This is a genomic window from Aerococcaceae bacterium DSM 111021 (genome assembly GCA_020112395.1).
Taxonomy (GTDB): Bacteria; Bacillota; Bacilli; order Lactobacillales; family Aerococcaceae; genus Ruoffia.
Genome location: JACCEK010000002.1, coordinates 24,930 through 45,482 on the forward strand (window position 1 = coordinate 24,930; position 20,553 = coordinate 45,482).

23 protein-coding genes are annotated in these 20,553 nt (G+C 37.6%); 7 read left to right on the plus strand and 16 right to left on the minus strand.

What is annotated here, in order from left to right; all coding sequences use genetic code 11:
• Nucleotides 1-107: 107 nt before the first annotated feature.
• Nucleotides 108-650 (plus strand): QueT transporter family protein, encoded by a 543-nt coding sequence (locus tag HYQ40_06280; protein ID MBZ6527380.1) that lies wholly within the window; start codon nt 108-110, stop codon nt 648-650.
• Nucleotides 651-702: 52 nt separating this feature from the next.
• Here HYQ40_06280 and HYQ40_06285 read toward each other — a convergent pair whose 3' ends face one another.
• A complete protein-coding gene (locus HYQ40_06285) occupies nt 703-1,254 on the minus strand; it encodes a TetR family transcriptional regulator (GenBank protein ID MBZ6527381.1) in 552 nt (183 codons plus the stop codon).
• Nucleotides 1,255-1,415: 161 nt separating this feature from the next.
• On the opposite strand from HYQ40_06285, the gene HYQ40_06290 reads away from it, so the two are divergent.
• The gene (locus tag HYQ40_06290; protein ID MBZ6527382.1) at nt 1,416-1,982 is read left to right on the plus strand and encodes an NAD(P)H-dependent oxidoreductase; all 567 of its coding nucleotides are present in this window, start codon (nt 1,416-1,418) and stop codon (nt 1,980-1,982) included.
• A gap of 63 nt (nt 1,983-2,045) precedes the next feature.
• On the opposite strand, the gene HYQ40_06295 is transcribed toward HYQ40_06290, so the two are convergent.
• From HYQ40_06295 to HYQ40_06360, 14 genes are all read right to left on the minus strand, one after another.
• Nucleotides 2,046-2,879: an aldo/keto reductase gene (locus HYQ40_06295; GenBank protein ID MBZ6527383.1), complete on the minus strand. Its 834-nt coding sequence runs from the start codon at nt 2,877-2,879 to the stop codon at nt 2,046-2,048.
• Nucleotides 2,880-3,084: 205 nt separating this feature from the next.
• The gene (locus tag HYQ40_06300; GenBank protein ID MBZ6527384.1) at nt 3,085-3,717 is read right to left on the minus strand and encodes a V-type ATP synthase subunit D; all 633 of its coding nucleotides are present in this window, start codon (nt 3,715-3,717) and stop codon (nt 3,085-3,087) included.
• A gap of 6 nt (nt 3,718-3,723) precedes the next feature.
• Entirely contained in the window at nt 3,724-5,124 is a 1,401-nt protein-coding gene (locus HYQ40_06305) for a V-type ATP synthase subunit B (GenBank protein ID MBZ6527385.1), read from the minus strand.
• The gene (locus tag HYQ40_06310) at nt 5,108-6,886 is read right to left on the minus strand and encodes a V-type ATP synthase subunit A (GenBank protein MBZ6527386.1); all 1,779 of its coding nucleotides are present in this window, start codon (nt 6,884-6,886) and stop codon (nt 5,108-5,110) included. Before HYQ40_06310 ends, HYQ40_06305 begins: the two co-directional genes overlap by 17 nt.
• A gap of 12 nt (nt 6,887-6,898) precedes the next feature.
• A complete protein-coding gene (locus tag HYQ40_06315; GenBank protein MBZ6527387.1) occupies nt 6,899-7,210 on the minus strand; it encodes a V-type ATP synthase subunit F in 312 nt (103 codons plus the stop codon).
• Nucleotides 7,200-8,204 carry a V-type ATPase subunit gene (locus HYQ40_06320; protein ID MBZ6527388.1) on the minus strand — a complete coding sequence of 335 codons (1,005 nt, stop codon included), beginning with the start codon at nt 8,202-8,204 and terminating at the stop codon, nt 7,200-7,202. The genes HYQ40_06315 and HYQ40_06320 overlap by 11 nt, the downstream gene beginning before the upstream one ends.
• Nucleotides 8,205-8,216: 12 nt before the next feature.
• Nucleotides 8,217-8,783 (minus strand): hypothetical protein, encoded by a 567-nt coding sequence (locus tag HYQ40_06325; GenBank protein MBZ6527389.1) that lies wholly within the window; start codon nt 8,781-8,783, stop codon nt 8,217-8,219.
• A gap of 39 nt (nt 8,784-8,822) precedes the next feature.
• Entirely contained in the window at nt 8,823-9,299 is a 477-nt protein-coding gene (locus HYQ40_06330) for a V-type ATP synthase subunit K (GenBank protein ID MBZ6527390.1), read from the minus strand.
• 15 nt (nt 9,300-9,314) lie between these two features.
• Nucleotides 9,315-11,288 (minus strand): V-type ATP synthase subunit I, encoded by a 1,974-nt coding sequence (locus tag HYQ40_06335; protein ID MBZ6527391.1) that lies wholly within the window; start codon nt 11,286-11,288, stop codon nt 9,315-9,317.
• Nucleotides 11,236-11,601 carry a hypothetical protein gene (locus HYQ40_06340; protein MBZ6527392.1) on the minus strand — a complete coding sequence of 122 codons (366 nt, stop codon included), beginning with the start codon at nt 11,599-11,601 and terminating at the stop codon, nt 11,236-11,238. The genes HYQ40_06335 and HYQ40_06340 overlap by 53 nt, the downstream gene beginning before the upstream one ends.
• Before the next feature lie 299 nt (nt 11,602-11,900).
• The gene (locus HYQ40_06345; protein MBZ6527393.1) at nt 11,901-12,308 is read right to left on the minus strand and encodes a YccF domain-containing protein; all 408 of its coding nucleotides are present in this window, start codon (nt 12,306-12,308) and stop codon (nt 11,901-11,903) included.
• 101 nt (nt 12,309-12,409) lie between these two features.
• On the minus strand, nt 12,410-13,162 hold the full coding sequence (locus tag HYQ40_06350; GenBank protein MBZ6527394.1) for an esterase family protein: 753 nt from the start codon (nt 13,160-13,162) through the stop codon (nt 12,410-12,412).
• 3 nt (nt 13,163-13,165) lie between these two features.
• A complete protein-coding gene (locus HYQ40_06355; protein ID MBZ6527395.1) occupies nt 13,166-14,347 on the minus strand; it encodes an ATP-grasp domain-containing protein in 1,182 nt (393 codons plus the stop codon).
• Between the two features lie 103 nt (nt 14,348-14,450).
• A complete protein-coding gene (locus HYQ40_06360) occupies nt 14,451-14,927 on the minus strand; it encodes a GyrI-like domain-containing protein (protein MBZ6527396.1) in 477 nt (158 codons plus the stop codon).
• 288 nt (nt 14,928-15,215) lie between these two features.
• Between HYQ40_06360 and HYQ40_06365 the strand changes: the two genes are divergently transcribed.
• From HYQ40_06365 to HYQ40_06380, 4 genes are all read left to right on the plus strand, one after another.
• Nucleotides 15,216-16,397, plus strand: a complete 1,182-nt coding sequence (locus HYQ40_06365; protein ID MBZ6527397.1) for a cation:proton antiporter — start codon at nt 15,216-15,218, stop codon at nt 16,395-16,397.
• A gap of 137 nt (nt 16,398-16,534) precedes the next feature.
• Nucleotides 16,535-17,272 (plus strand): ATP-binding cassette domain-containing protein, encoded by a 738-nt coding sequence (locus HYQ40_06370; protein MBZ6527398.1) that lies wholly within the window; start codon nt 16,535-16,537, stop codon nt 17,270-17,272.
• Nucleotides 17,265-17,951: an ABC transporter permease gene (locus tag HYQ40_06375; protein MBZ6527399.1), complete on the plus strand. Its 687-nt coding sequence runs from the start codon at nt 17,265-17,267 to the stop codon at nt 17,949-17,951. Before HYQ40_06370 ends, HYQ40_06375 begins: the two co-directional genes overlap by 8 nt.
• 30 nt (nt 17,952-17,981) lie before the next feature.
• A complete protein-coding gene (locus HYQ40_06380; protein MBZ6527400.1) occupies nt 17,982-18,872 on the plus strand; it encodes a hypothetical protein in 891 nt (296 codons plus the stop codon).
• A 216-nt stretch (nt 18,873-19,088) separates the two neighbouring features.
• On the opposite strand, the gene HYQ40_06385 is transcribed toward HYQ40_06380, so the two are convergent.
• The gene (locus tag HYQ40_06385) at nt 19,089-19,493 is read right to left on the minus strand and encodes a hypothetical protein (GenBank protein MBZ6527401.1); all 405 of its coding nucleotides are present in this window, start codon (nt 19,491-19,493) and stop codon (nt 19,089-19,091) included.
• A gap of 82 nt (nt 19,494-19,575) precedes the next feature.
• Here HYQ40_06385 and HYQ40_06390 point away from each other — a divergent pair, with 82 nt between their 5' ends.
• Nucleotides 19,576-20,535 (plus strand): DUF697 domain-containing protein, encoded by a 960-nt coding sequence (locus HYQ40_06390; protein ID MBZ6527402.1) that lies wholly within the window; start codon nt 19,576-19,578, stop codon nt 20,533-20,535.
• Nucleotides 20,536-20,553: the final 18 nt, after the last annotated feature.

Below are 20,553 nucleotides of genomic sequence, written 5' to 3' on the forward strand. Positions count from 1 at the left end.
TGATGACTGAATCGCACTATGGCACTTCAGCAGAATACTGCTCCTGTCCTTTGGCCGTAGTTACTACTAGCATAGCGCGAGCTATGACTATAAAGGAGATTGATAATATGGGAAATAATCATCAAGTTGAAAGTTACTCTAGTTTTGATACACAAGGATTAGTAAAGGCTGGTTTAGTAACAGCTTTATACATTGTTATAACAATGTTTGTTGCACCGGTGGCTTATGGGCCGATTCAGTTTAGAATCTCAGAAGGTTTAAACTTTATGGGCTTATATAACAAACGTTATATCGCGTCAATTACGTTAGGCGTGTTTATTGTGAACGCTATCCAATCAACGATTGTCGATGTTGTTGTAGGAAGTTTCCATACAATTGTTTCACTAATCTTAGCTCGCTACCTAGCGAACTTAGCTGTGAAGGCATTTGGTAGCAAAGTAAAAAATCCAATGATTATCCGCTATAGCGTGATGACACTTGTCTTTACCTTCACAATGTTTATTATCGCTGGAATGTTAATGTATATGGGATTCGCAGACTTTTTCTGGGAGACATACGCTTTTCTTGCTCTATCAGAATTTATTGTTATGACAATTGGTGGACTAATTATGTATTATTTAGTAGCACCTCGAGTTAACTTTCATAAATAACTTATACATAAAAAGCTCCTGTTGCATGTAAATGCAGCGGGAGCTTATTTTATTAATTAATAAATGATTTTAAAAATGGTAATGTATCTTGAATATAAACTGATGGATCGTCTTGTGATGCACTGTCGAACCAATCCTTTGACAAAGAAAACAGTCCTGAGGCAAACAATGTCGAAATTTTATGTACTTTTGCTTCATCAAACTCTTCAAAGTTTGCTTTCAATTTTTGAGAATGAATCACTTCAAGTTGATCAACGACTAATTGGTTGATTGTTTGAATATATGATCGTTGACATTGAGAAGCCAAATGCAGATGGAATGAGCATAACGCTTCAAAGAGTGAAACAATATATCCTTCATCTAATGGAACTTCATTATATTGTTTACGATTCAAGTTAATTTGCACATCTTCCAGCAACGCTTTCTCCATCAAATCATACTTATCTAAGAAATGGTTGTAAAAAGTTGCTCGATTAATAAGCGCATTTTCTGTGATATCTTTGACTGAAATATTATCAAAGGGCTTTTTTTCAGATAGATGAATAAAGGCATCGATGATGGCTTTTCGTGTTCTGGCAACACGCGGATCTAATTTTGTTTCCATATATATCCCTCGCTAACTAATACTTTATAGTCATTTTACCATAAGTGTCGTAAAAACAACATATCTCGAATTCTATCTATTTACTCCTATATCATTCAAATGTATACTGTAATGTGTAGTTAAGAAAAACAAATATTAAAAATTTCTAGGAGGAATTATTTATGACTAAAATTGGAATTATTATCGGAAGTACTCGTGACGCTCGTGTAGGTAATCAAGTAGCAGAGTTCGTATTAAATCGCGCTAATGCACAAAACATTGACGGTGTTGATTTTGAAATAGTTGACCTTAAAGACTTTGACATCCCAATGTTTAACGAACCTTTCCCAACAGCAATGTTAGAAGAATATAGCTCACAGGGTGTTAAAGATTGGTCAGAAAAAATTGATGGCTTAGATGGATTCATCTTTGTTACACCAGAATATAACAAATCAATCCCTGCTTCACTTAAAAATGCCATTGATAACTTAGCTGGTGAATGGGCTAACAAGTCAGCTGGTATTGTAGCTTACGGTTCAACTTTAGGTGTTGCATCTGCATTGTCATTACGACAAATATTCTCTAACTTAAAAGTTGCTACCGTTTCACCTTTCGGTTCATTTAGCTTATTCACTGATTTTGAAAACATGTCAACGTTCAAACCAGCTGAAATTCATAACGCAACAATCGATGCTGTGATTACAGATACAGTAGCTTGGGCAACTGCTTTAAAAACAGTTCGCGCTTAATTTTAGATTAGCTTATAACAAAAAAAGATCACTCCGTTTTTGAAGGGGTGATCTTTTTTTATTTTAAAACTCTTGATACTCAGCTGGGTTTTGATTTTTTTGACGTCCACCATCATGTGATAACGAGTTAATAGCCTGAACTTCCTCTTCTGTTAAAGCGAAATCAAAGATACTTAAATTTTGTAATTGACGTTGATAATGACTTGACTTAGGAATAGGTAAAAATCCTCTTTGTATGTGCCAACGCAATATAACTTGATACACTGTCTTGTTGTGAGCTAAGGCAATATCAGTAATTAATTCTGTAGTCATGATATCGCTCGCTCTTCCAACCGGACTCCAAGCTTGTGTAATGATTCCTTTTGATGCATCGTATTCGCGTTGGGCTGCTTGGTTAAAGTTTGGATGCGTTTCGACTTGATTTACTACAGGTAAGATTCCTGTTTCCTTCTCTAGTCGTTCAATATGTTCTGGTAAAAAGTTTGATGTTCCAATTGAACGAACTAATCCAGTTTTTTGTGCATCAATTAAAGCTTGCCATGCTTCTACGTATTTATCTTCCAATGGATTGGGCCAATGAATTAAATATAAATCAATGTAATCTAAACCAGTACGCGCCACTGATTCTTGAATTGCAATCATCGCTTTATCATATTCGTGATATCGTCCAGGCAATTTCGATGTCAATGTTATCTGATCGCGTGACACGCTACTATTACGGATGGCTTTGCCAACTATTCCTTCATTCTCGTAATTATAAGCAGAGTCAATCAATCGATATCCCATTTGAATGGCTGATTCAATCTGACGTACCCCTAATTCACCGCGCAGACCATATGTTCCTAATCCAACTTTAGGTATTGCAAACCCATCATGTAAAATATAATTATTAGTCAAATAAACTCACTCCTTTAACCATAATATTATCATGAAAGTATTGCTGTGCCTAACTTTATGCGCTATTGGGGAGGGTGTGGTGTTTGCGGGGCGTCGTGGGTCGGCGCGACGGTCCGTATTTTCATTTGTGCTATGTCGCGCGCCCTCACGACACCCCCCAAAACAAGAAAAAACCCACCGAATTGGTGGGTTTCCTCTTATCTCATTAATCTTCTTGGTCGAAGTCTTTGATTTTCATCAATCGTGTAATTTCTGCACGTTCGTTTTCATCAAGTTTCATATGGATTGTTTTGATTGTTTCTTCCAAGTCTGGAATTGTTCGTTCGTGTAAGGCATTTACTCGGCGACGCGTTCTCTCGATTTCATTCGCCAATAATTGACTCGTCTTTTCAAGTTCAGCAAGTTTTAACATTTTTGGTAGAACATCACTGAATTCTTGTAAAGTTTCATCCAAATCCGCATTCGAGTTTATATAACCATAGTTCAGTGACTCATTATCGTGGTCATCCGAACTAAAGTGCATTTTAGGCACTTTCACACTCATCATATTTTCCTTTTGAACATCCACCGTTACATCATATTGAGGGACTAAGGAAATCTGTTCGAGATATTCCTCATGCAATAAAGCTTTAGCCAAGGCAAAGTTTTGCATTCCTTTTTTCAGATGACCTTCAACTTCTTGACGATAGGCATTGTTCTCACGAACTAATTCGATAAAACTACGCATTAACCCGTCTTGTTTGTCTTTTAAGACATCATGCCCACGTGATGCTAATGCTAAACGATCTTTCAGACGAGCAAGTTCCATTCTTGTCGGATTAACGTTTAGTTGTGCCATCGCTTATCACCCTTCCTCAGTCTTTGGTAAGTACTGATCCAAGTGTTCCTCACTAATACGTGTTAATTCTGTGCGTGGCAAGATACTTAATAAGTCCCAACCAATTGCTAATGTATCTTCAATTGAGCGGTCTGTATAGTATCCTTGGTTCACGTAACGCTGTTCAAATTCATCCGCAAACTCTAAGTATTTCAAGTCGCTTTCTGTTAAGGCAGAATCCCCTAGAACTGAAGCTAAACTTTTCGCTTCTTTACCTTGAGCGTAAGCAGAGAAAATTTGGTTCATTGTTGATGCGTGATCCGAACGAGTCTTACCTTCACCGATCCCGTTATCTTTCAGACGAGATAATGATGGTAGTACATCAACGGGTGGTGCGATACCTTGGTTATATAATTCACGTGACAATAGAATTTGTCCCTCAGTAATATAACCCGTTAAGTCAGGTATTGGGTGAGTAATATCATCTTCCGGCATCGTTACGATTGGAATTTGAGTCACCGATCCATTTGATCCTTCAATACGTCCTGCACGCTCATAAAGCGTTGCTAAGTTTGTATATAGGTAACCTGGATAACCACGACGTCCTGGTACTTCACGACGTGCTGCAGATACTTCACGTAATGCGTTCGCGTAGTTAGTCATATCTGACATAATTACAAGTACGTGCATGTCTTTTTCAAAAGCTAGATATTCAGCTGCTGTTAGAGCCATACGTGGTGTTGCGATACGTTCAATGGCTGGATCATCCGCTAAGTTGATAAATACAACTGAACGATCAATCGCACCTGTTTCAGTAAAGTCGTTAATGAAGAATTCTGCCTCTTCAAAAGTAACCCCGATGGCTGCGAAAACTACCGCAAACTTCTCATCTGAATTCACTACCGACGCTTGACGTGCAATTTGTGCAGCCAAGTCTTGGTGAGGAAGCCCAGAACCAGAGAAGATTGGTAATTTTTGACCACGAACTAGAGTGTTTAAATGGTCAATGGTTGATACACCTGTTTGAACGAATTCGTTTGGATAAAGTCGTTTTACTGGGTTAATTGCTTGCCCGTTAATATCTAATGATTTCTCAGGAATTAAATCCGGTCCACCATCAGCGATACGACCCATACCGTCAAAACGGCGCCCAATCATATCTTCAGATACATCTAATGATAAAGGTTTTCCTAGGAAACGGATTTTAGTATCCATTTTGTTGATTCCTGCCGAACCTTCGAATAATTGAACAACGGCTTTATCGCCTTTAACTTCTAGTACTTGGCCTCGACGTGTCTCGCCGTTACCTAATTGAACATCTACAAGTTCGTCGAATTTTACGCCTTCAACGTCTTGAACCGTAATTAACGGATCGACTATTTCAGTAATTCCTCTATAATCTTTTAACACGTTAGACCTCACCTCCATCTTGCATCACTTGTCTTAACGTATCATCAATCGCTTTACGAATTTCTGCGTAAGGCGCTTCTGTGTTATCTTTAATGTATTTCATACGTCCGATACGCTCTCTTAAGTTGACTGTTCCATTTAAAATACTGTTGATTGTAGCTCCAAGTTTTAAAGCCTCGCGACCTTTTTCTTCAAAATGAAGAATCGTTTGTAACATTTGAGCTTGCTTCTCTAAGTCCGTAAATGTATCTACATCGTCATAAGCGTTTTGTTGTAAGTAGTCTGTACGAATCATTGCTGCTGTTTGTAATTTCAAGCGGTCTGTATCTGATAAAGATTCAACCCCAACTAAACGAACAATTTCTTCTAACTCTGACTCATCTTGTAATAAGGCACGCGTATATTTAACCATAGAATCCCAATCGATGCCTAAACGGTTACCCATAATAATATTCATATCTGAAGAATATAATGAATATGATGTCAACCAGTTTACTGAAGGGAAGTGACGACGGCGAGCAAGTGTCGCATCTAGTCCCCAGAACACTTTCGCAACACGCATTGTGTTTTGTGTTACTGGTTCTGACGTATCTCCTCCGGGAGGTGATACTGCTCCGATTGCTGTAATGTCACCTGTGCGTTCTGGTTTACCTAAAGCTTCTACTTTACCAGCACGCTCGTAATATTCAGCAAGTCGACTACCTAAGTAAGCTGGGTAACCTTCATCCCCGGGCATCTCTTCTAAACGACCTGAAATCTCACGTAATGCTTCTGCCCAGCGAGAAGTTGAATCCGCCATAACGGCAACAGAGTAACCCATATCACGGAAATATTCTGCGATAGTAATCCCTGTATAGATTGACGCTTCACGAGCCGCAACCGGCATATCGGATGTATTGGCAATTAAAATTGTACGGTCCATGATTGATTTACCAGTATGTGGGTCAACTAGTTCTGGGAATTCGTTAATAACTTCCGTCATCTCGTTCCCACGCTCACCACAACCAATATAAACAACGATGTCCACATCTGCCCATTTAGCAATCTGATGTTGCACAACGGTCTTACCTGCACCGAAGGGTCCAGGAACTGTTGCTGCACCACCTTTAACAACTGGGAACAATGTATCAATGACACGTTGTCCCGTAATTAAAGGCTCATCTGGTATACGTTTACGGGTAGTTTTACGCCCTTCACGAATTGGTGAAGATTGAATCATGTTAAATTCTTTCGTTTCACCATTTTCTAATTCAACCGTATATAAAGTATCTTCTACTTTGAATTCACCGTCTTGAATTGATTTAACTGTTCCTTTTGTACCTACAGGTACCATAATTTTATGTGAGATAACATCAGTTTCAGGAACTTCACCGATGATATCTCCTGATTCGACCATGTCTCCAACTTCAACATTTTTTGTAAAGTTCCATACTGCTTCACGATCTAAAGCGGGTAAGTGAACTCCACGGTCTAAGAATGAATTATTTGATAATTCTGCTAGTTTTTGTAATGGTCTTTGAATACCATCAAACATTCCAGCAATTAATCCAGGTCCTAATTCAACTGATAATGGTTTCCCTGTAGGTCTTACAGGCTCCCCAGGACCGACCATTGAAGTTTCTTCATAAACTTGTACGTAGACACTTTCGTTACGAATTTGGATTATTTCACCAACTAAGTTAGCGTCTCCAACGTAACAAATGTCACGAATTTTTGCGTTATCTAAGCCCTTTGCAATTACCAAAGGACCAGATACTGATACGATTGTTCCGGAATCCAATAATAATACCTCCTATAGAATATTTTGACCGACGGCTTTTTGCACATTTGCTTGAACGCGCTGTAAACCGATACTTTCAGAATCATAATCACTTGGGATTAGAATGAAGGCCGGCATGAATTCATCATCATATTTTTTAATGATATCTGGTATTTGTTGTGCCAGTTTTTCAGTAATAAAAATCACGCCGTAATTATCTTTTATGATATCTTTGACAACTTGACGACCTTGAGTTGCGTCAGTTGTATAAAACACATTCATCCCTAACATCCCGAAAGCGTAAACTGCATCTTTCTCTCCTACGATAGCGATTTTATACTGCATAATCTAATCTCATCCTATCTCTAACAATGTCTGATTCGATGTTGTTAATCTTCCCAGTTAAAACCAGTCGGATATTCTTTACTTCAATCTCTTTAGCACTAATGAACGCTAAGACAGGCAACGGACCAAAAACAAGAAATTTTGCTTGTTTTAAATAAGTTTCCGTTGCATTATCAATCGCTTGTTCAAAGCGTCTTAGGGAGAAGTTCCCTTGATTGTCCATTGCTTCAGCCACAATATCACGGTAATCAGGTGAAGCTGAGAAGACACGAATCGCGTTCTCCATCCCACCTTCAGCAACTTCAACAAAGTAATCAGTTGAAATCGCTCCTTCATTAGTAATTGTTGCTTGTAAGTGCGTTCGACCACGATTATTGGCCATAGCTCTAAAGAATATCGACATGTTCGTATTATCAATTAACTTTTCAATATAACGTGTCACGTCATGATCCGCAATCTCTTCTGATAAACGTTTCAGATGATGGACATAAGCACGGTCTACGAAAATATCAATATCATTCAATCGAGGCGTCTCTGCAAATTCAATTCTCAAATTGTTGATGTTTTGCATGTACCATTTAGGTAAAACATCCGATTGCCCTTGAGATACTGCCCGACGAAATTCATAAATGGGATACAGTCCGATATCAAGTAATGTTTGGTTAAAATCTTTACCAGTTAATTCTTCTTTGAATAACACTTTGATATTGTGATAAGCATAGCTTAAGGTCATTAGTTCAGAAAGTACTGGACTTGGCGATTGATCAATAATCCATTGGTAAGTTTCTGTCAACTCATCCATTAACATATCTTCATACTCTCTTGTTTGAATCGCTTCTTCCATACCATCACGGTAATCGGTGTCTGATAATACTCGAACAGCATCTTCATAGGTTTTGGCTGATAACATTCGGTCATAGTCACTTTGCTTTAGGAGATTATTCTCACGTACGCGAACTGTTGTATTCAACGGTCCATATGAACTATCTTTCATGTAATCCACCTCCTATGATGTTTTGAAAATTTTATCAACGATAAGTCTTTGTAAAGAACTCGTCTTCTCTTCCACCAAGTTGTCGAATAAGTAATTATATTCAATACTTCCTTGGCGTAGGAGAAAGCCTGCTTTGCCTGCGACTGTTTCGTTGGAAACTTGCGCTTTCACTTGAAGCGAGTTATTTAATAAGTCATGTGTTTTTTCACCTAAGACAATTTCGTATTGTTCTGGGTTTGTGTAATCATTTAGAATACCTTCAATAAATTGCGTTGTTGTTTTTGCATCAAGCTGTTGAAATGATTTTTTCACTTGAGCGATGTAATCATTTATGATTACTTGTTTCGAATCTAAGATTTGGTCACGTTGTTTTAAACGTGCACTATTTAGTGAAATATCTAATTGACGTTTACTATCTTGTTCAAGATTAAATTTACGTTTAACAAATGCTTGTTTTATTTCGTCTCTTTTAGTTTCCGTTTCGGCCGCTTGCTCTTGTTCGTAAGCTCGGACCGCTTGGTCAACCTTAGCTTGTTCTCGTTCGATTACACTGTTAGTTAATCCATTAATATCAGCCATCTACTTACTCCTCTCTTATCTAATTGTAAAAAGCAGTAATTAAACTAATAAGAACATAAGTAGTGAAATTACGAACCCAAGAATTGCGTATGTCTCAACCATTGCTGAGAAAACAATCCCTTGTGTTGAGTTTTCTGGTCTTTGTGCTAATATTTGCATACCAGCAACAGATACTCTACCTTGTGCAGGTGCTGACGTTAAGCCTGTAACAGCAACCGGAATCGCACACATAATGTAGTACCATCCTGTGGATGCATCCATTCCAGCATCTAAACTTAGTAACATTAATAAACCAATTACGAAACCATATAAACCTTGTGTAGCTGGTAATAATTGTAACACTAAAGCTTGTCCAAATAATTCTGGTTTTTCTTTAACTAAAGCAGAAGCTGCTTCACCAGCGATACCAACTCCTCGTGCTGACCCAATTCCACCAAAGATAGTCGCAATTGCAGCTCCTAAACCACCGAATACTAAACCGATATTTTCACCAAATAATGTATGTAGAAATTCCATTTTATTAATTTCCTCCTATTTATTGTTATAATTTTTTTGAATCCATACTTCTTTTTCAAGTGGGATCAGAGGTTTAAACTCTTTTCCACCTGATTCATAAAACTTACCAAAGAACTCAACGAATTGCAGTCGCATTGAATGCACATAAGCTCCTAAATAAGTAATAAAAATATTTAACGCATGTAGTGCCAAGAATAGTAAAATACCTACCGTAAAGCGTGCTAACGGCGGAAGCAATCCAACGATTAAGTTAAACGCCATCCCAATATTTGCACCTGCTACAGCTAATGCAGTTAGACGTGTATAACTAACAACATCCCCGATCATTCCTGCCACATCGATTAAACCAAATACACCTTGACCAAATCCAATAAGTGGATTTTTAGCTACAATCATATTTACAACAAACATTCCGATTATATTCCCTAACAATAAGACTAATCCAATTGTATTTAGAATTGGAATATTAAGTATCATATTGAGTGCTAATAAACCTCCACCGATTATCATCATAATCCACTGTAAGGAATCTAAATACATGCTTCCGTAATCTTTTTCTTTCATAGTTAGATAGAATTTCAATGAATAACCCACTAACATATGAACCAATCCGATTGCAACTGAAAAAATCATAACCTCAATAACTTGTGAAGATAGGTTCATTACACTGAACGGTAATTCAAATCCAAAGAAACTTCCAAAAAATAAACCAACTAAAATAGTTCCTACAGACATAAGATTAAATGATTTCAACGTTTTATTCATTCCAGGGCTAAGTTCAAAAAACACAATAGGTATAATTGTTGCTATAAATAGTAACAACCCATAACCAACATCTGCACTCATTAACCCAAAGAATAATACTTGAAACAGTGAAAAAAATGGCGTTGGATCGATAGAATTATACTTAGGTGTCCCATATTGCAACGTCAACGTTTCAAATGGTGTATTAAATGCATTATTTTTTAACTTCACCGGAACATGATCAATATCATCCACTTCTGCATCGACATCATATGTAAAGATCGCAAGATTGTCCTCACCAATAACATGATTAATATTCACGATATTATCTGAGACTTCGTCTGCATCCATCCATCCTTTTAGAATAAATAAATGTGAACTATTCATTAATAATTGACTCGCCTTCTCACGTTCAATCAAGTTCGCATAGTATTCATGCGCTAACTTTAAATTGCTCAATAACTGGCGATTTGATTTGAAACGCTTAACAAGTTCAGATTGTTCTTCAATCTTCTCTTTACGTTGACTTAATACCTCTTGAAGTTCTTCTTTAGGTAACTTATCGTACTCATAATCTAATTCAGATAAATTAGATTGTCTGATGACTTCACGGATACCTTCTCGATGTTCTTTAGAGAACACAATTGTGTAACCGCTTGTATCTTCGGTATAGTAAACCTCTTGCACCAGCACTTCATCAGTAACGTTTTTTAAGTTGTCTATGAATTCACTTGAATCTTCTGTATCAATAGATCCAACAACGACTTCAAAATGTTCAAAGCCATCAGACTCCTTTAGAGAGAAATCAAGGTTTGTCCATCTTCTTAGAAAACGTTCCTTTTCTTCAAGTTCTGTAATCGCTTGCCTTAATTGTTCTAATTCAGACCTTTTTTCATTGACTAGTCTTAATAGTGAATCAAAGTTCATTGATTTCACTTCTGCTTCAAGTTCTTGCAGGGAGTAAACTTTACGTTTCTCTTGCATCCGCTTGAAAAAAGACTCTTGTGTTCCGTATTGTTTCAGAAATTCAATCGCTTCTTCAATCTTATTCAGTGTGTAGTGATTCAGTTTTGAATCTTCTGAATTGAATGATGCGCCGTCGAAAAAGACATCACGATCTGCTTCCTCCACTTCATCAAAAGGGACGATTTCAGTTCCTTTTAATTCTTGAAGGGATTCGAGTAATAATTCTTTATTCGCTTGCTCCGCGATGATAGTTACCCGCTTCATGACTGAAATTGCCATATTGACTCATAACCTCCTTTATTCCGGCTTGAATGAGTTCTCCCTTATGAGTTTGATAATCATTTTGGGCATGTCGTCGATAATTATCAACATTTTGATCAACTCGTTCACGGACTTCAGCTAACTCTTGATTTCTTTCTTGCTCCAATTCCGAAGCAACGCTCTCAAGAGATTGTTCTAATTCTTTGCGATAAGTTTCAATTTTTTCTTTTTCATTTTCACGAATCGCTTCTTTCTTATCCGCCAATTCTATTTTCATAGAATCAATTAAATTTTCAGCTTCTCTTACTTTTCCAATTATATCCTTGCTCAATTTTTGCTCACCCCTAACATTTTTAAGTATATCATAAAAATCTTCCCCACCCTAGGGCTATACGGAAAGTTCATCATTTTTTTGAGAAAAAGTTGTGTTTCTTCCTATTAAAGTATTCTTTTATTTTTGTCACTTATTTCTGTTATTATTACTAATTGTTCTGATAAATTTCGTTGTCGTGATCTATTTTCGTGATTTTCATTTATACTTTTATATTTAACTATGAATATAATCGCACATCAGATGAATTATTATTAATAAAAAAGAAGCACTTTTACATGCTTCTTCGAGTTTTTAACTTATCTTGAGTATGGAACTTCCGTTCTCATCACAACTTGTTGACGTTCGTTATGGATTTCTGCTCCAAATGGGAAGAGTGCGAGTTTTACTAATTTGAATTGTTGTAAGCCAAATGGTATCCCAATAATGGTCACACATAAAATTAAGCCACTAAATAAATGCATGGCAGCAATTTCAATTCCTCCAAAAATTATCCATAAAATATTCATAATGAAACTTCCCCCACTATTACTGTTGTAAACCTCACGACCCATTGGCCATGCGGATAGGCGAGCGATTTTAAAACATTGTACTCCAACTGGAATACCAATAATCGTCATACACCATAGTAAGCCAATGAAGCTCCATGTGATAAAGTTAATAAACCCTCCAAAAATAAACCAAATTAAATTCCCTAAAAAATTCATATATACATCAATTCCTTTCAACTTATACTTCGTTATAGTATTAAGTATAAGCGATAATCCGTCTCATGTTATCATCCCTAAGACGGACTTTGCTTGAATTGTTATATAACTCCTAGTTCTTCTAACTTCGTGGCGAAGTAGTAAATCTGGTCACGCCATGCTTCCCAATCATGAGGGACGTCATGGCCCCAATAGTCAAACCAACCAGAGATATTTTTGGCTTGAAAGGCTTCTTCTAACTTATGCGTTGCAGAAACGTGTGGTCCTTCCCAGTCACCTTGCCCTACTGAGACGATGAATTGGTTTTGACGATATTGGTCTAAGAACCACGGATCCGACATATTCCACAAGAAATCAACGGGGGAGTTCTCATAGGCAGCGATGTCACTTCCGAATTCTCCTGTAAAGAATCTCGCATCATACACACCACTTTGAGAGATGGTTAAACCAACAATGTCTGGGTGTCTAAGAGCGAACAACATCGAATGGAAACCACCCATACTACAGCCTGTTGCGATAATCTTCCCACCCCACTCTGATTCGTGACGCAATAACGGAATGAATTCATGTACCAAATATTTGTCGTATTGATTATGAGCAACAGCCATATCATGAGGTGATTTATCCGTTGCATTCCAAGACTCAGAATCAATACTACTTACTGTGTAAAGATGGATTTGGCCTGACTCAATAAATCGACTGAGTGTTTCCACCATCTTAAAATCAGCATATTCATCTTTACTTCCACCACTTGATGGGAACACAAGGACAGGGATTCCACCATGTCCATAACGATTAAAATACATCTCACGACCTAAATGGCCACTATAATGACTCCTTGATTCAAAATGCATCACTTAATCCTCCTGTCTTTGACTAATAGCTTTAATCATTTCATCTACTTTATCTTGCGAAGGTGATTTCATAATAAAACCTAAATCTCCCATTGCTTTAGCAAATACACCGGGAATTTGTACGATCATCACTAGCTCTTTTTTGAACTTATCTTTTATTTCTTCATTCGTGAATGCATAATTAACATGATTTTTACGCGATACATAGATTGAATGAAACGGACGCGTAATCTCTGCTTTAAAGTGATTGTCTTTTACTAAGTTAGCGTACTCTTCAAAGATATCAAAGTCATTCGCATAGTTGAACATATCAATTGTATACCCACCTGGTGGTCGGCAGTTAACTTCTAAAGCATACAAAGTGCCGTCTGCTAATCTAAAGAACTCAAAGTGGAAGAAGCGCTCTTTAATATCAAAGGCTTTAACACATCTTTCACCGTATTCAGTAATATCATCAGGCACGTTTCGTGGAATATGATAATACATATCTGTGTCTTGAGACACAATATCTAGAATGGGTTTATCATTTGTTAAGGTTGATGCGAACACAATATTGCCATCTCTATCCGTTAAACCATCAAAGGTAACAATTGTTCCGTCAATGAATTCCTCCATAATATAAGGCACTTCAGGGCGTCTTTCTTCAAAGAATTGATCTAATTCATCATCGTTCTTTACTTTAAAGGTATCATTGGCACCAACACCTGTATCTGGTTTAATAATAACTGGATACTTTAGTTCCTTAATCAGTTTCTTAGCATCAGCTTTGTCCGATATGACGCGGCCTTTTGCTACAGGAATTTCGAGTTCACGAAAGACTTCTTTCATCGTTGATTTGTATTTAATTAAACGAATATTTCGGTCATTATAACCAAACACATTAAAATCTGTTCGAAGTTGTGCATCCAGTTCTAACCAATGCTCATTGTGTGATTCAATGCGGTCAATTTTTCCGTACTTAAACGCAAAGTAAGCAACTGCTCTATACATTTGATCATAATCATCCATATTATCAACACGATAATATTCCGTTAAGTTATTTTTTAATTGTTGACTCAAATTATCATAGGGTTCATCCGAAATTCCTAATGTATTGATGCCTTTTTCCTTAAAGCGAACCGCGAATGTTTCAAAGTTCGTCGGAAAATGGGGAGAGACCATAACAAAATTAATTTTCTCGTTCATACCGATGCCTCATTTCTATAGTGATGTGCTTTATTCACATATTGATTTTACTTATGGGGAAATTATAACATAACGATGAGAGGAATTCTAATTGTTTTTTAATCTAATGAATCAAGGGTATCCAAATCTCATTAACAGAATCTACGTTCGTAAAGCTATCGGCAATGTATGCTTCAAATTGAGGTAAATCCGCCTCTTCATAAGGTGTGCTAGGTATAATGTCTAAGGTTAACTGATCCCAAGCTTTTGACATAACTTTAGAAGGTCTGCCGACCACTTCAGCAACAAGCCAAGTCGCTTTAGGAAATGAATATACTTCCAACTCTTCTAAACTGCTTTCTTCATCTGTCGTAAAACCTAGCATAATCGTCATCTCGGTGTGATCTTCATTGTAATCACTCATCATAGCTAACATTCCAGGAATCTTATGATTACTTACAGCTTCCATCTTTTGATAAATTTCTCCTTTTCGGACTCGGTTCCAAAACTCAGTAAACATAGCGTTACCTTCAGAAAAGGAAATGCGTTGACTCACACCAATCACATTAAAGGCATCTTGTTCTAGTATTTTATAGTTCATTATTCTTGCCTCCTTTCGGGTTAGACAAATCACAATCTTATGGCGCAATGTATTGATATTACAGCAATTACTATAAATCAATCCTTAAATTTATTATAAAGCGAAACTTAGAGAATAGCTATAAATAACTTGACCCAGTCCATATATAGCGTATACTTTAAGCAATCATATCAATCGGGAATGAAGTACTCCCTTGCTCTTGGGCAAAACCGTCTTACAGACTGATGACTTCTATACGCTTTTTTGAGTGTGTAGAAGTCATTTTTTACTTTCATTGGAGGGATTAAATTGTTACAAAGTGTTGCGTTAATTTTGGTGAGTGGGGTTATTTTGGAGTATATACTCCGGCAATTAAAGCTTCCGGCTTTGTTGGGTTACCTCATCGCAGGCATTGTATTAGGTCCATTCGGCTTAGACGCCTTAGATAGTCAATTATTAAGTTTGAGTCCCGATATTCGGCAAGTGGCATTGATTATTATCTTAACTCGGGCCGGTTTATCATTAGATGTAAGGCAACTTATTAAAGTCGGCCGCCCTGCCATTCTAATGTGCTTTGTCCCAGCAACCATTGAGATTTTGGCTGCGATTATCTTTGGTCCAATATTACTGGGCTTAACTTTTTCTCAATCATTACTGATTGGGTCCATTCTGGCTGCGGTATCTCCTGCAGTCGTTGTGCCTAGAATGGTTGATCTGATTCATCAACAACGTGGGACACGTAAGCAAGTGCCCCAGATGATTCTAGCTGGCTCATCAGCAGATGATGTCTATGTGTTAGTCTTATTCACTGCCTTCTTGACGTTGGCTATGGGTGGAGAGGTTTCCTCATGGACATTCCTTCAAATTCCTCTGTCAATTATTAGTGGGATTATTGGCGGTGCTCTTATTGGTTGGTCGTTAAATCGGTTGTTCAACCACTTTAGTCTACAAACAACCTTTCAAGTCGCTATCTTGTTAGCAAGTGCCTTTTTATTAATGGGTGTTGAGGAACAGTTTGCGGGGTATTTTTCTGGAATACTTGCAGTCATTTCTATGAATATGATGATACAGAGAGAATCGCCTACGTTATCTATAATCTTATCGGATAAGTTCAATCAACTATGGCGTGTTGCGGAAATATTTTTATTCTTCTTGGTTGGAGTGAGTGTCAATCCTGCCAATGCTTTAAGTTATGGAATAATGCCGGTAGTTTTTATTATTATATTATCTTTATGTCGCTTGTTTATTGGTGTAAGGTTAAGTTTAGTGAATACTCATTTTAATAAAAAAGAAAAACAGTTCACCCTTATTAGTTACTTGCCTAAAGCGACCGTGCAAGCTGCGATTGGGAGTGTGCCTTTAGCGAGTGGTGTAGCAGGTGGGGAGTTAATGTTGACACTCGCCGTCCTGTCGATTCTAATGACAGCTCCGATTGGAGCTATAGGAATGGATTACTTAGCACCGAGGCTATTAACCAAAGATCGCGATTAAAACAGTAAGTTCTGTCTGTTTTAGCAAAACAACTGATTCGCATCATTCAACTTGTTATAAACGCATTCATCTGTTTCGTTTCTCAGTGAAACCTGTTACAATATATTTAAATAAAAATCTAAAGGCGGTGTATTATTTTGATTGAACTGGTTAATACAACGAAGCGTTTCGAAGGAAGGAATGGTCCTTTTTTCGCCGTAGATAATATAAGTTTAAAGATTCATGACCAAGAAATATTTGGGGTGATTGGTGAAAGTGGTGCTGGAAAATCAACACTTGTGCGCTTTATCAATGCACTTGAACGCCCTGATAGTGGCCAAGTAAAAGTAGATAACGTTGATGTCTTATCATTAAGTAAAAGAGAATTACAACAATACCGAAAAGATATTGGGATGATTTTTCAACAATTTAATTTATTAAATAATAAAACAGTTGCCGAGAATATCAGCCTTGCACTTGAAATCCATCAATATGATAATCCTTTATCGGTGGACGACGTTTTGAATTTTGTTGGGTTAAGTGACAAAAAAAATCACTATCCTAGCCAATTGTCGGGGGGTCAAAAACAACGGGTCGGTATTGCTAGAGCGCTCATTACGCGTCCAAAAATTTTGTTATGTGACGAACCAACCTCGGCATTGGATGCTACGATGACTGACGAAATTGTCTCAGTATTAAAAAAAGCTCACGCTAAGTTCCATATGACCATCGTCGTAGTCTCTCATGAATTAGATGTGATTAAAGCGATGTGTAACCGGACAGCTGTATTAGAAAACGGAAAGCTCGTTGATATTTTAGAGATTCAAGCAAAAAACCAAATCCCTGAATCAAAGAGCTATCACGACCGGGTGCTGGAGGTGCTAGCGAATGAATGAAAGTTTAAGTCAATACTTTGAACGCGTCATCGACTTTGCTCCTAAACTCATTGAGAGCTTGCAAGAAACGGGCATAATGTTAGGTCTAGCTTCAATAGCTGCTATCTTGCTTGGAATACCTTTAGGTACGTTACTTTATTTAACAGCAAAAGGACGCCCTGCCGAGAATCGGTGGATCTACCAATTATGTAATGTATTCGTCAATATTGTTCGCTCCTTCCCTTTCTTGTTACTTGTTGTTGCGATGCAACCTGCCATTCGCGCCTTATATGGGCGAGCAACGGGAGACCCCATCGCAGCATCTTTTCCAATGATGTTAATTGCAATCGCTCTCTATGCTCGTTTTGTCGAGCAGTCGTTGTTAGAGATTCCAAAAGGTGTGACTGAAGTAGCCAATGCGATGGGAGCATCCACTTCGCAACTCGTTCGAAAATTCCTTTTCGTCGAGTCACGAAGTTCTCTGATTATTGGTTTCACCACTGCTTTTGTCAGCTTTATCTCTTATTCAACGATTATGGGTGTTGTAGGAGGAGGTGGAATCGGAGACTTTGCTATTCGTTATGGTTATCAACGTTACGAAACAGATATTATGTATACTGCAATCGTCGTTATAATCATTTTTGTACAAATTATTCAATGGTTAGGTTTAAAATTAGCTAAGAAATTAGATAAACGCTAGATAGCGTATTAAATTTAAAGGAGAATGTATATGTTTAAAAAAGGTTTATTATTCAGTGCTTTAGCATTATTAGTCGGAGGAATCGCTCCTGCTACTATGAACGTCTCAGCTCAAGATGAGGATAATGTCATTAAGGTTGCATCTCACTTACCCCCAATGACAGACGTTGTTGAGATCGCAAGTGACGTCATCGCTGAACCTTATTCAATCGAATTAGTTGAAGTATCTGATAACATCCAATACAACGAAGCATTATTAAATGACGAAGTGTATGCTAACTTTGCTCAACACGAGCCTTTCGCTGAAATCTTCAACGAAGAGCGTGACGGTGACTTAGTCGCAATTCAACCAATTTATAACGCAGTTGTTGGTTTCTATTCATCTGTTTACGACTCAATTGACCAAATCGAAGAAGGTGCCGAAGTGGCGATCCCTTCAGATATTACTAACGAAGGTCGTGCGCTATTAATCTTAGAAGACCATGACTTAATTTCTTTAAACGATGAAGCAGGCTTATTCCCAACTGTTGATGACATTGAGGAAAACCCACTTAATTTAGAGTTTACACATATTGATTTATTAAACTTAACGGGTGCTTATGAAGACGGCGTTGAATTAGTGTTCAACTACCCTACTTATATCGCAAGTATTGATTTGACAACAGATGACGCATTATTATTAGAAGATGAAGATAATAATACCTATGCTTTACAAGTTGTTATCCGTGAAGGAAACTTAGATTCAGAAGCAACTAAAGCCCTACAAGCTGCATTCGCTTCCCCAGAAGTTCTAGAATTCTTAAACGGCTTAGCTGAAGAAAAACACCTTGCTCCAGCATTTAGCTTAGATGGTGATGATTCTGAGGAAACTGATTCAGAAGAAGAGTCGGAAGAAGAGTCAGACGCTGACTCAGACGAGTAATCGAAGATAATTTTTATAAGATGGCGCTTATTAAAATAATAAGCGCTGTTTTTTTGTACTTGGGATTCTTCTCGAGTTGCGGGAACTCGAGTACAATCGCTGAGTCATTCTTCTCGAGTTGAGCGTACTCGAGTACAATCGCTGAGTCATTCTTCTCGAGTTGGGCGTACTCGAGTACAATCGCTGAGTCATTCTTCTCGAGTTGGGTGAACTCGACTACAATCGCTGAGTCATTCTTCTCGAGTTGGTGAACTCGGGTACAATCGCTGAGTCATTCTTCTCAAGTTGGGCGTACTCGAGTACAATCGCTGAGTCATTCTTCTCGAGTTGAGCGTACTCGGGTACAATCGCTGAGTCATTCTTCTCGAGTTGAGCGTACTCGAGTACAATCGCTGAGTCATTCTTCTCGAGTTGAGCGTACTCGAGTACAATCGCTGAGTCATTCTTCTCGAGTTGAGCGTACTCGAGTACAATCGCTGAGTCATTCTTCTCAAGTTGGACGTACTCGAGTACAATCGCTGAGTCATTCTTCTCGAGTTGAGCGTACTCGACTACAATCGCACTAAATAAAATTTGAGTTGATTTTAAACTTATCCAGATACCATACACTAACTGAAACATTTATCATCTAAGTCTCTAGGCTGATAGATTTATGGTATATTTACGGTAAAATGTATAGGATAAACGTGAAAGGACTGATGTTATGTCAGATTGGTGGAAAGATATAAGGCGCGTTTTGTTGGGGCTGGCCTTTATAATAGGTATTCTGTTCATTGTATTCGTTGTTAACCAATTTATATTACTTTATCAATTCTTATCTTTACTGCATCCGATATTAGCGATTGTAGTTTTAAGCGTTATAGGAATTGGTATACTGTATGTTCTCTATTCAATCGCAAATCAACTACTGAAAAGTCCGAAAGTATTAGAATTGAAAGATGACGCTTCAGAAGAAGAATATGACGAGTACATAGATAATACACTGGAATTATTGAAAAAAAATGATAATCTAGTGCATTTAGATATTGATGAAACTCTTTCTAAAGAAGAACAAGTCGAGAGGTATTTTCTTGAATTAGATACGTTATCGATGCCTCTAATTAAACAAAATGCGAATGCTATTTTCTTAAGTACAGCCATCTCGCAAAATGGATCCTTAGATAGTCTGGTTGTCTTGTTCTCCCTTCTTAGAATGGTGTGGCAAGTGGCTAGAATCTATCAGACGCGCCCTTCTATCGTTAGCTTGGCGAAACTTTATATGCAAGTGGCAAGTGTCGTCTTAATGGCTCGAACAATTGAAGACGCTGATTTGATTGAATATCAAATGGAACCATTAATTACGACGCTGGTTGGTGAAAGTATTGCTTCAGCAATACCTGGGATGGTTCCCATCGCTAATCTAGTTGTCAGCTCATTAATGGAAGGTGCTGTAAATTCATTTCTAACCATGCGTGTTGGGATTATTACCCAAGATTTCCTAGGTCATATTCGTCCGGTAAATAAGCAAAGTGTCCGTCGATCTGCATCACTGCAGTCTATGAAATTTATGGGTTCTATTATCAAAGATAATAGTAAAGTAATCGTAAAAACAGTTGGAAACGCTGCGCGTAAAGCAAGTGTTGGTACTGCTAAACGTTGGTTCACTTTTAGCGACAGTAAATAATTCAAAAAAATAGACCTC

Coding starts and splice junctions, on each gene's coding strand:
- HYQ40_06280 (MBZ6527380.1), top strand. CDS start 108: ATGGGAAATAATCATCAAGTTGAAAGTTACTCTAGTTTTGATACACAA.
- HYQ40_06285 (MBZ6527381.1), bottom strand. CDS start 1,254: ATGGAAACAAAATTAGATCCGCGTGTTGCCAGAACACGAAAAGCCATC.
- HYQ40_06290 (MBZ6527382.1), top strand. CDS start 1,416: ATGACTAAAATTGGAATTATTATCGGAAGTACTCGTGACGCTCGTGTA.
- HYQ40_06300 (MBZ6527384.1), bottom strand. CDS start 3,717: ATGGCACAACTAAACGTTAATCCGACAAGAATGGAACTTGCTCGTCTG.
- HYQ40_06305 (MBZ6527385.1), bottom strand. CDS start 5,124: ATGGAGGTGAGGTCTAACGTGTTAAAAGATTATAGAGGAATTACTGAA.
- HYQ40_06315 (MBZ6527387.1), bottom strand. CDS start 7,210: ATGCAGTATAAAATCGCTATCGTAGGAGAGAAAGATGCAGTTTACGCT.
- HYQ40_06320 (MBZ6527388.1), bottom strand. CDS start 8,204: ATGAAAGATAGTTCATATGGACCGTTGAATACAACAGTTCGCGTACGT.
- HYQ40_06325 (MBZ6527389.1), bottom strand. CDS start 8,783: ATGGCTGATATTAATGGATTAACTAACAGTGTAATCGAACGAGAACAA.
- HYQ40_06330 (MBZ6527390.1), bottom strand. CDS start 9,299: ATGGAATTTCTACATACATTATTTGGTGAAAATATCGGTTTAGTATTC.
- HYQ40_06335 (MBZ6527391.1), bottom strand. CDS start 11,288: ATGGCAATTTCAGTCATGAAGCGGGTAACTATCATCGCGGAGCAAGCG.
- HYQ40_06345 (MBZ6527393.1), bottom strand. CDS start 12,308: ATGAATTTTTTAGGGAATTTAATTTGGTTTATTTTTGGAGGGTTTATT.
- HYQ40_06350 (MBZ6527394.1), bottom strand. CDS start 13,162: ATGCATTTTGAATCAAGGAGTCATTATAGTGGCCATTTAGGTCGTGAG.
- HYQ40_06355 (MBZ6527395.1), bottom strand. CDS start 14,347: ATGAACGAGAAAATTAATTTTGTTATGGTCTCTCCCCATTTTCCGACG.
- HYQ40_06360 (MBZ6527396.1), bottom strand. CDS start 14,927: ATGAACTATAAAATACTAGAACAAGATGCCTTTAATGTGATTGGTGTG.
- HYQ40_06375 (MBZ6527399.1), top strand. CDS start 17,265: ATGAATGAAAGTTTAAGTCAATACTTTGAACGCGTCATCGACTTTGCT.
- HYQ40_06380 (MBZ6527400.1), top strand. CDS start 17,982: ATGTTTAAAAAAGGTTTATTATTCAGTGCTTTAGCATTATTAGTCGGA.
- HYQ40_06385 (MBZ6527401.1), bottom strand. CDS start 19,493: ATGTTTCAGTTAGTGTATGGTATCTGGATAAGTTTAAAATCAACTCAA.
- HYQ40_06390 (MBZ6527402.1), top strand. CDS start 19,576: ATGTCAGATTGGTGGAAAGATATAAGGCGCGTTTTGTTGGGGCTGGCC.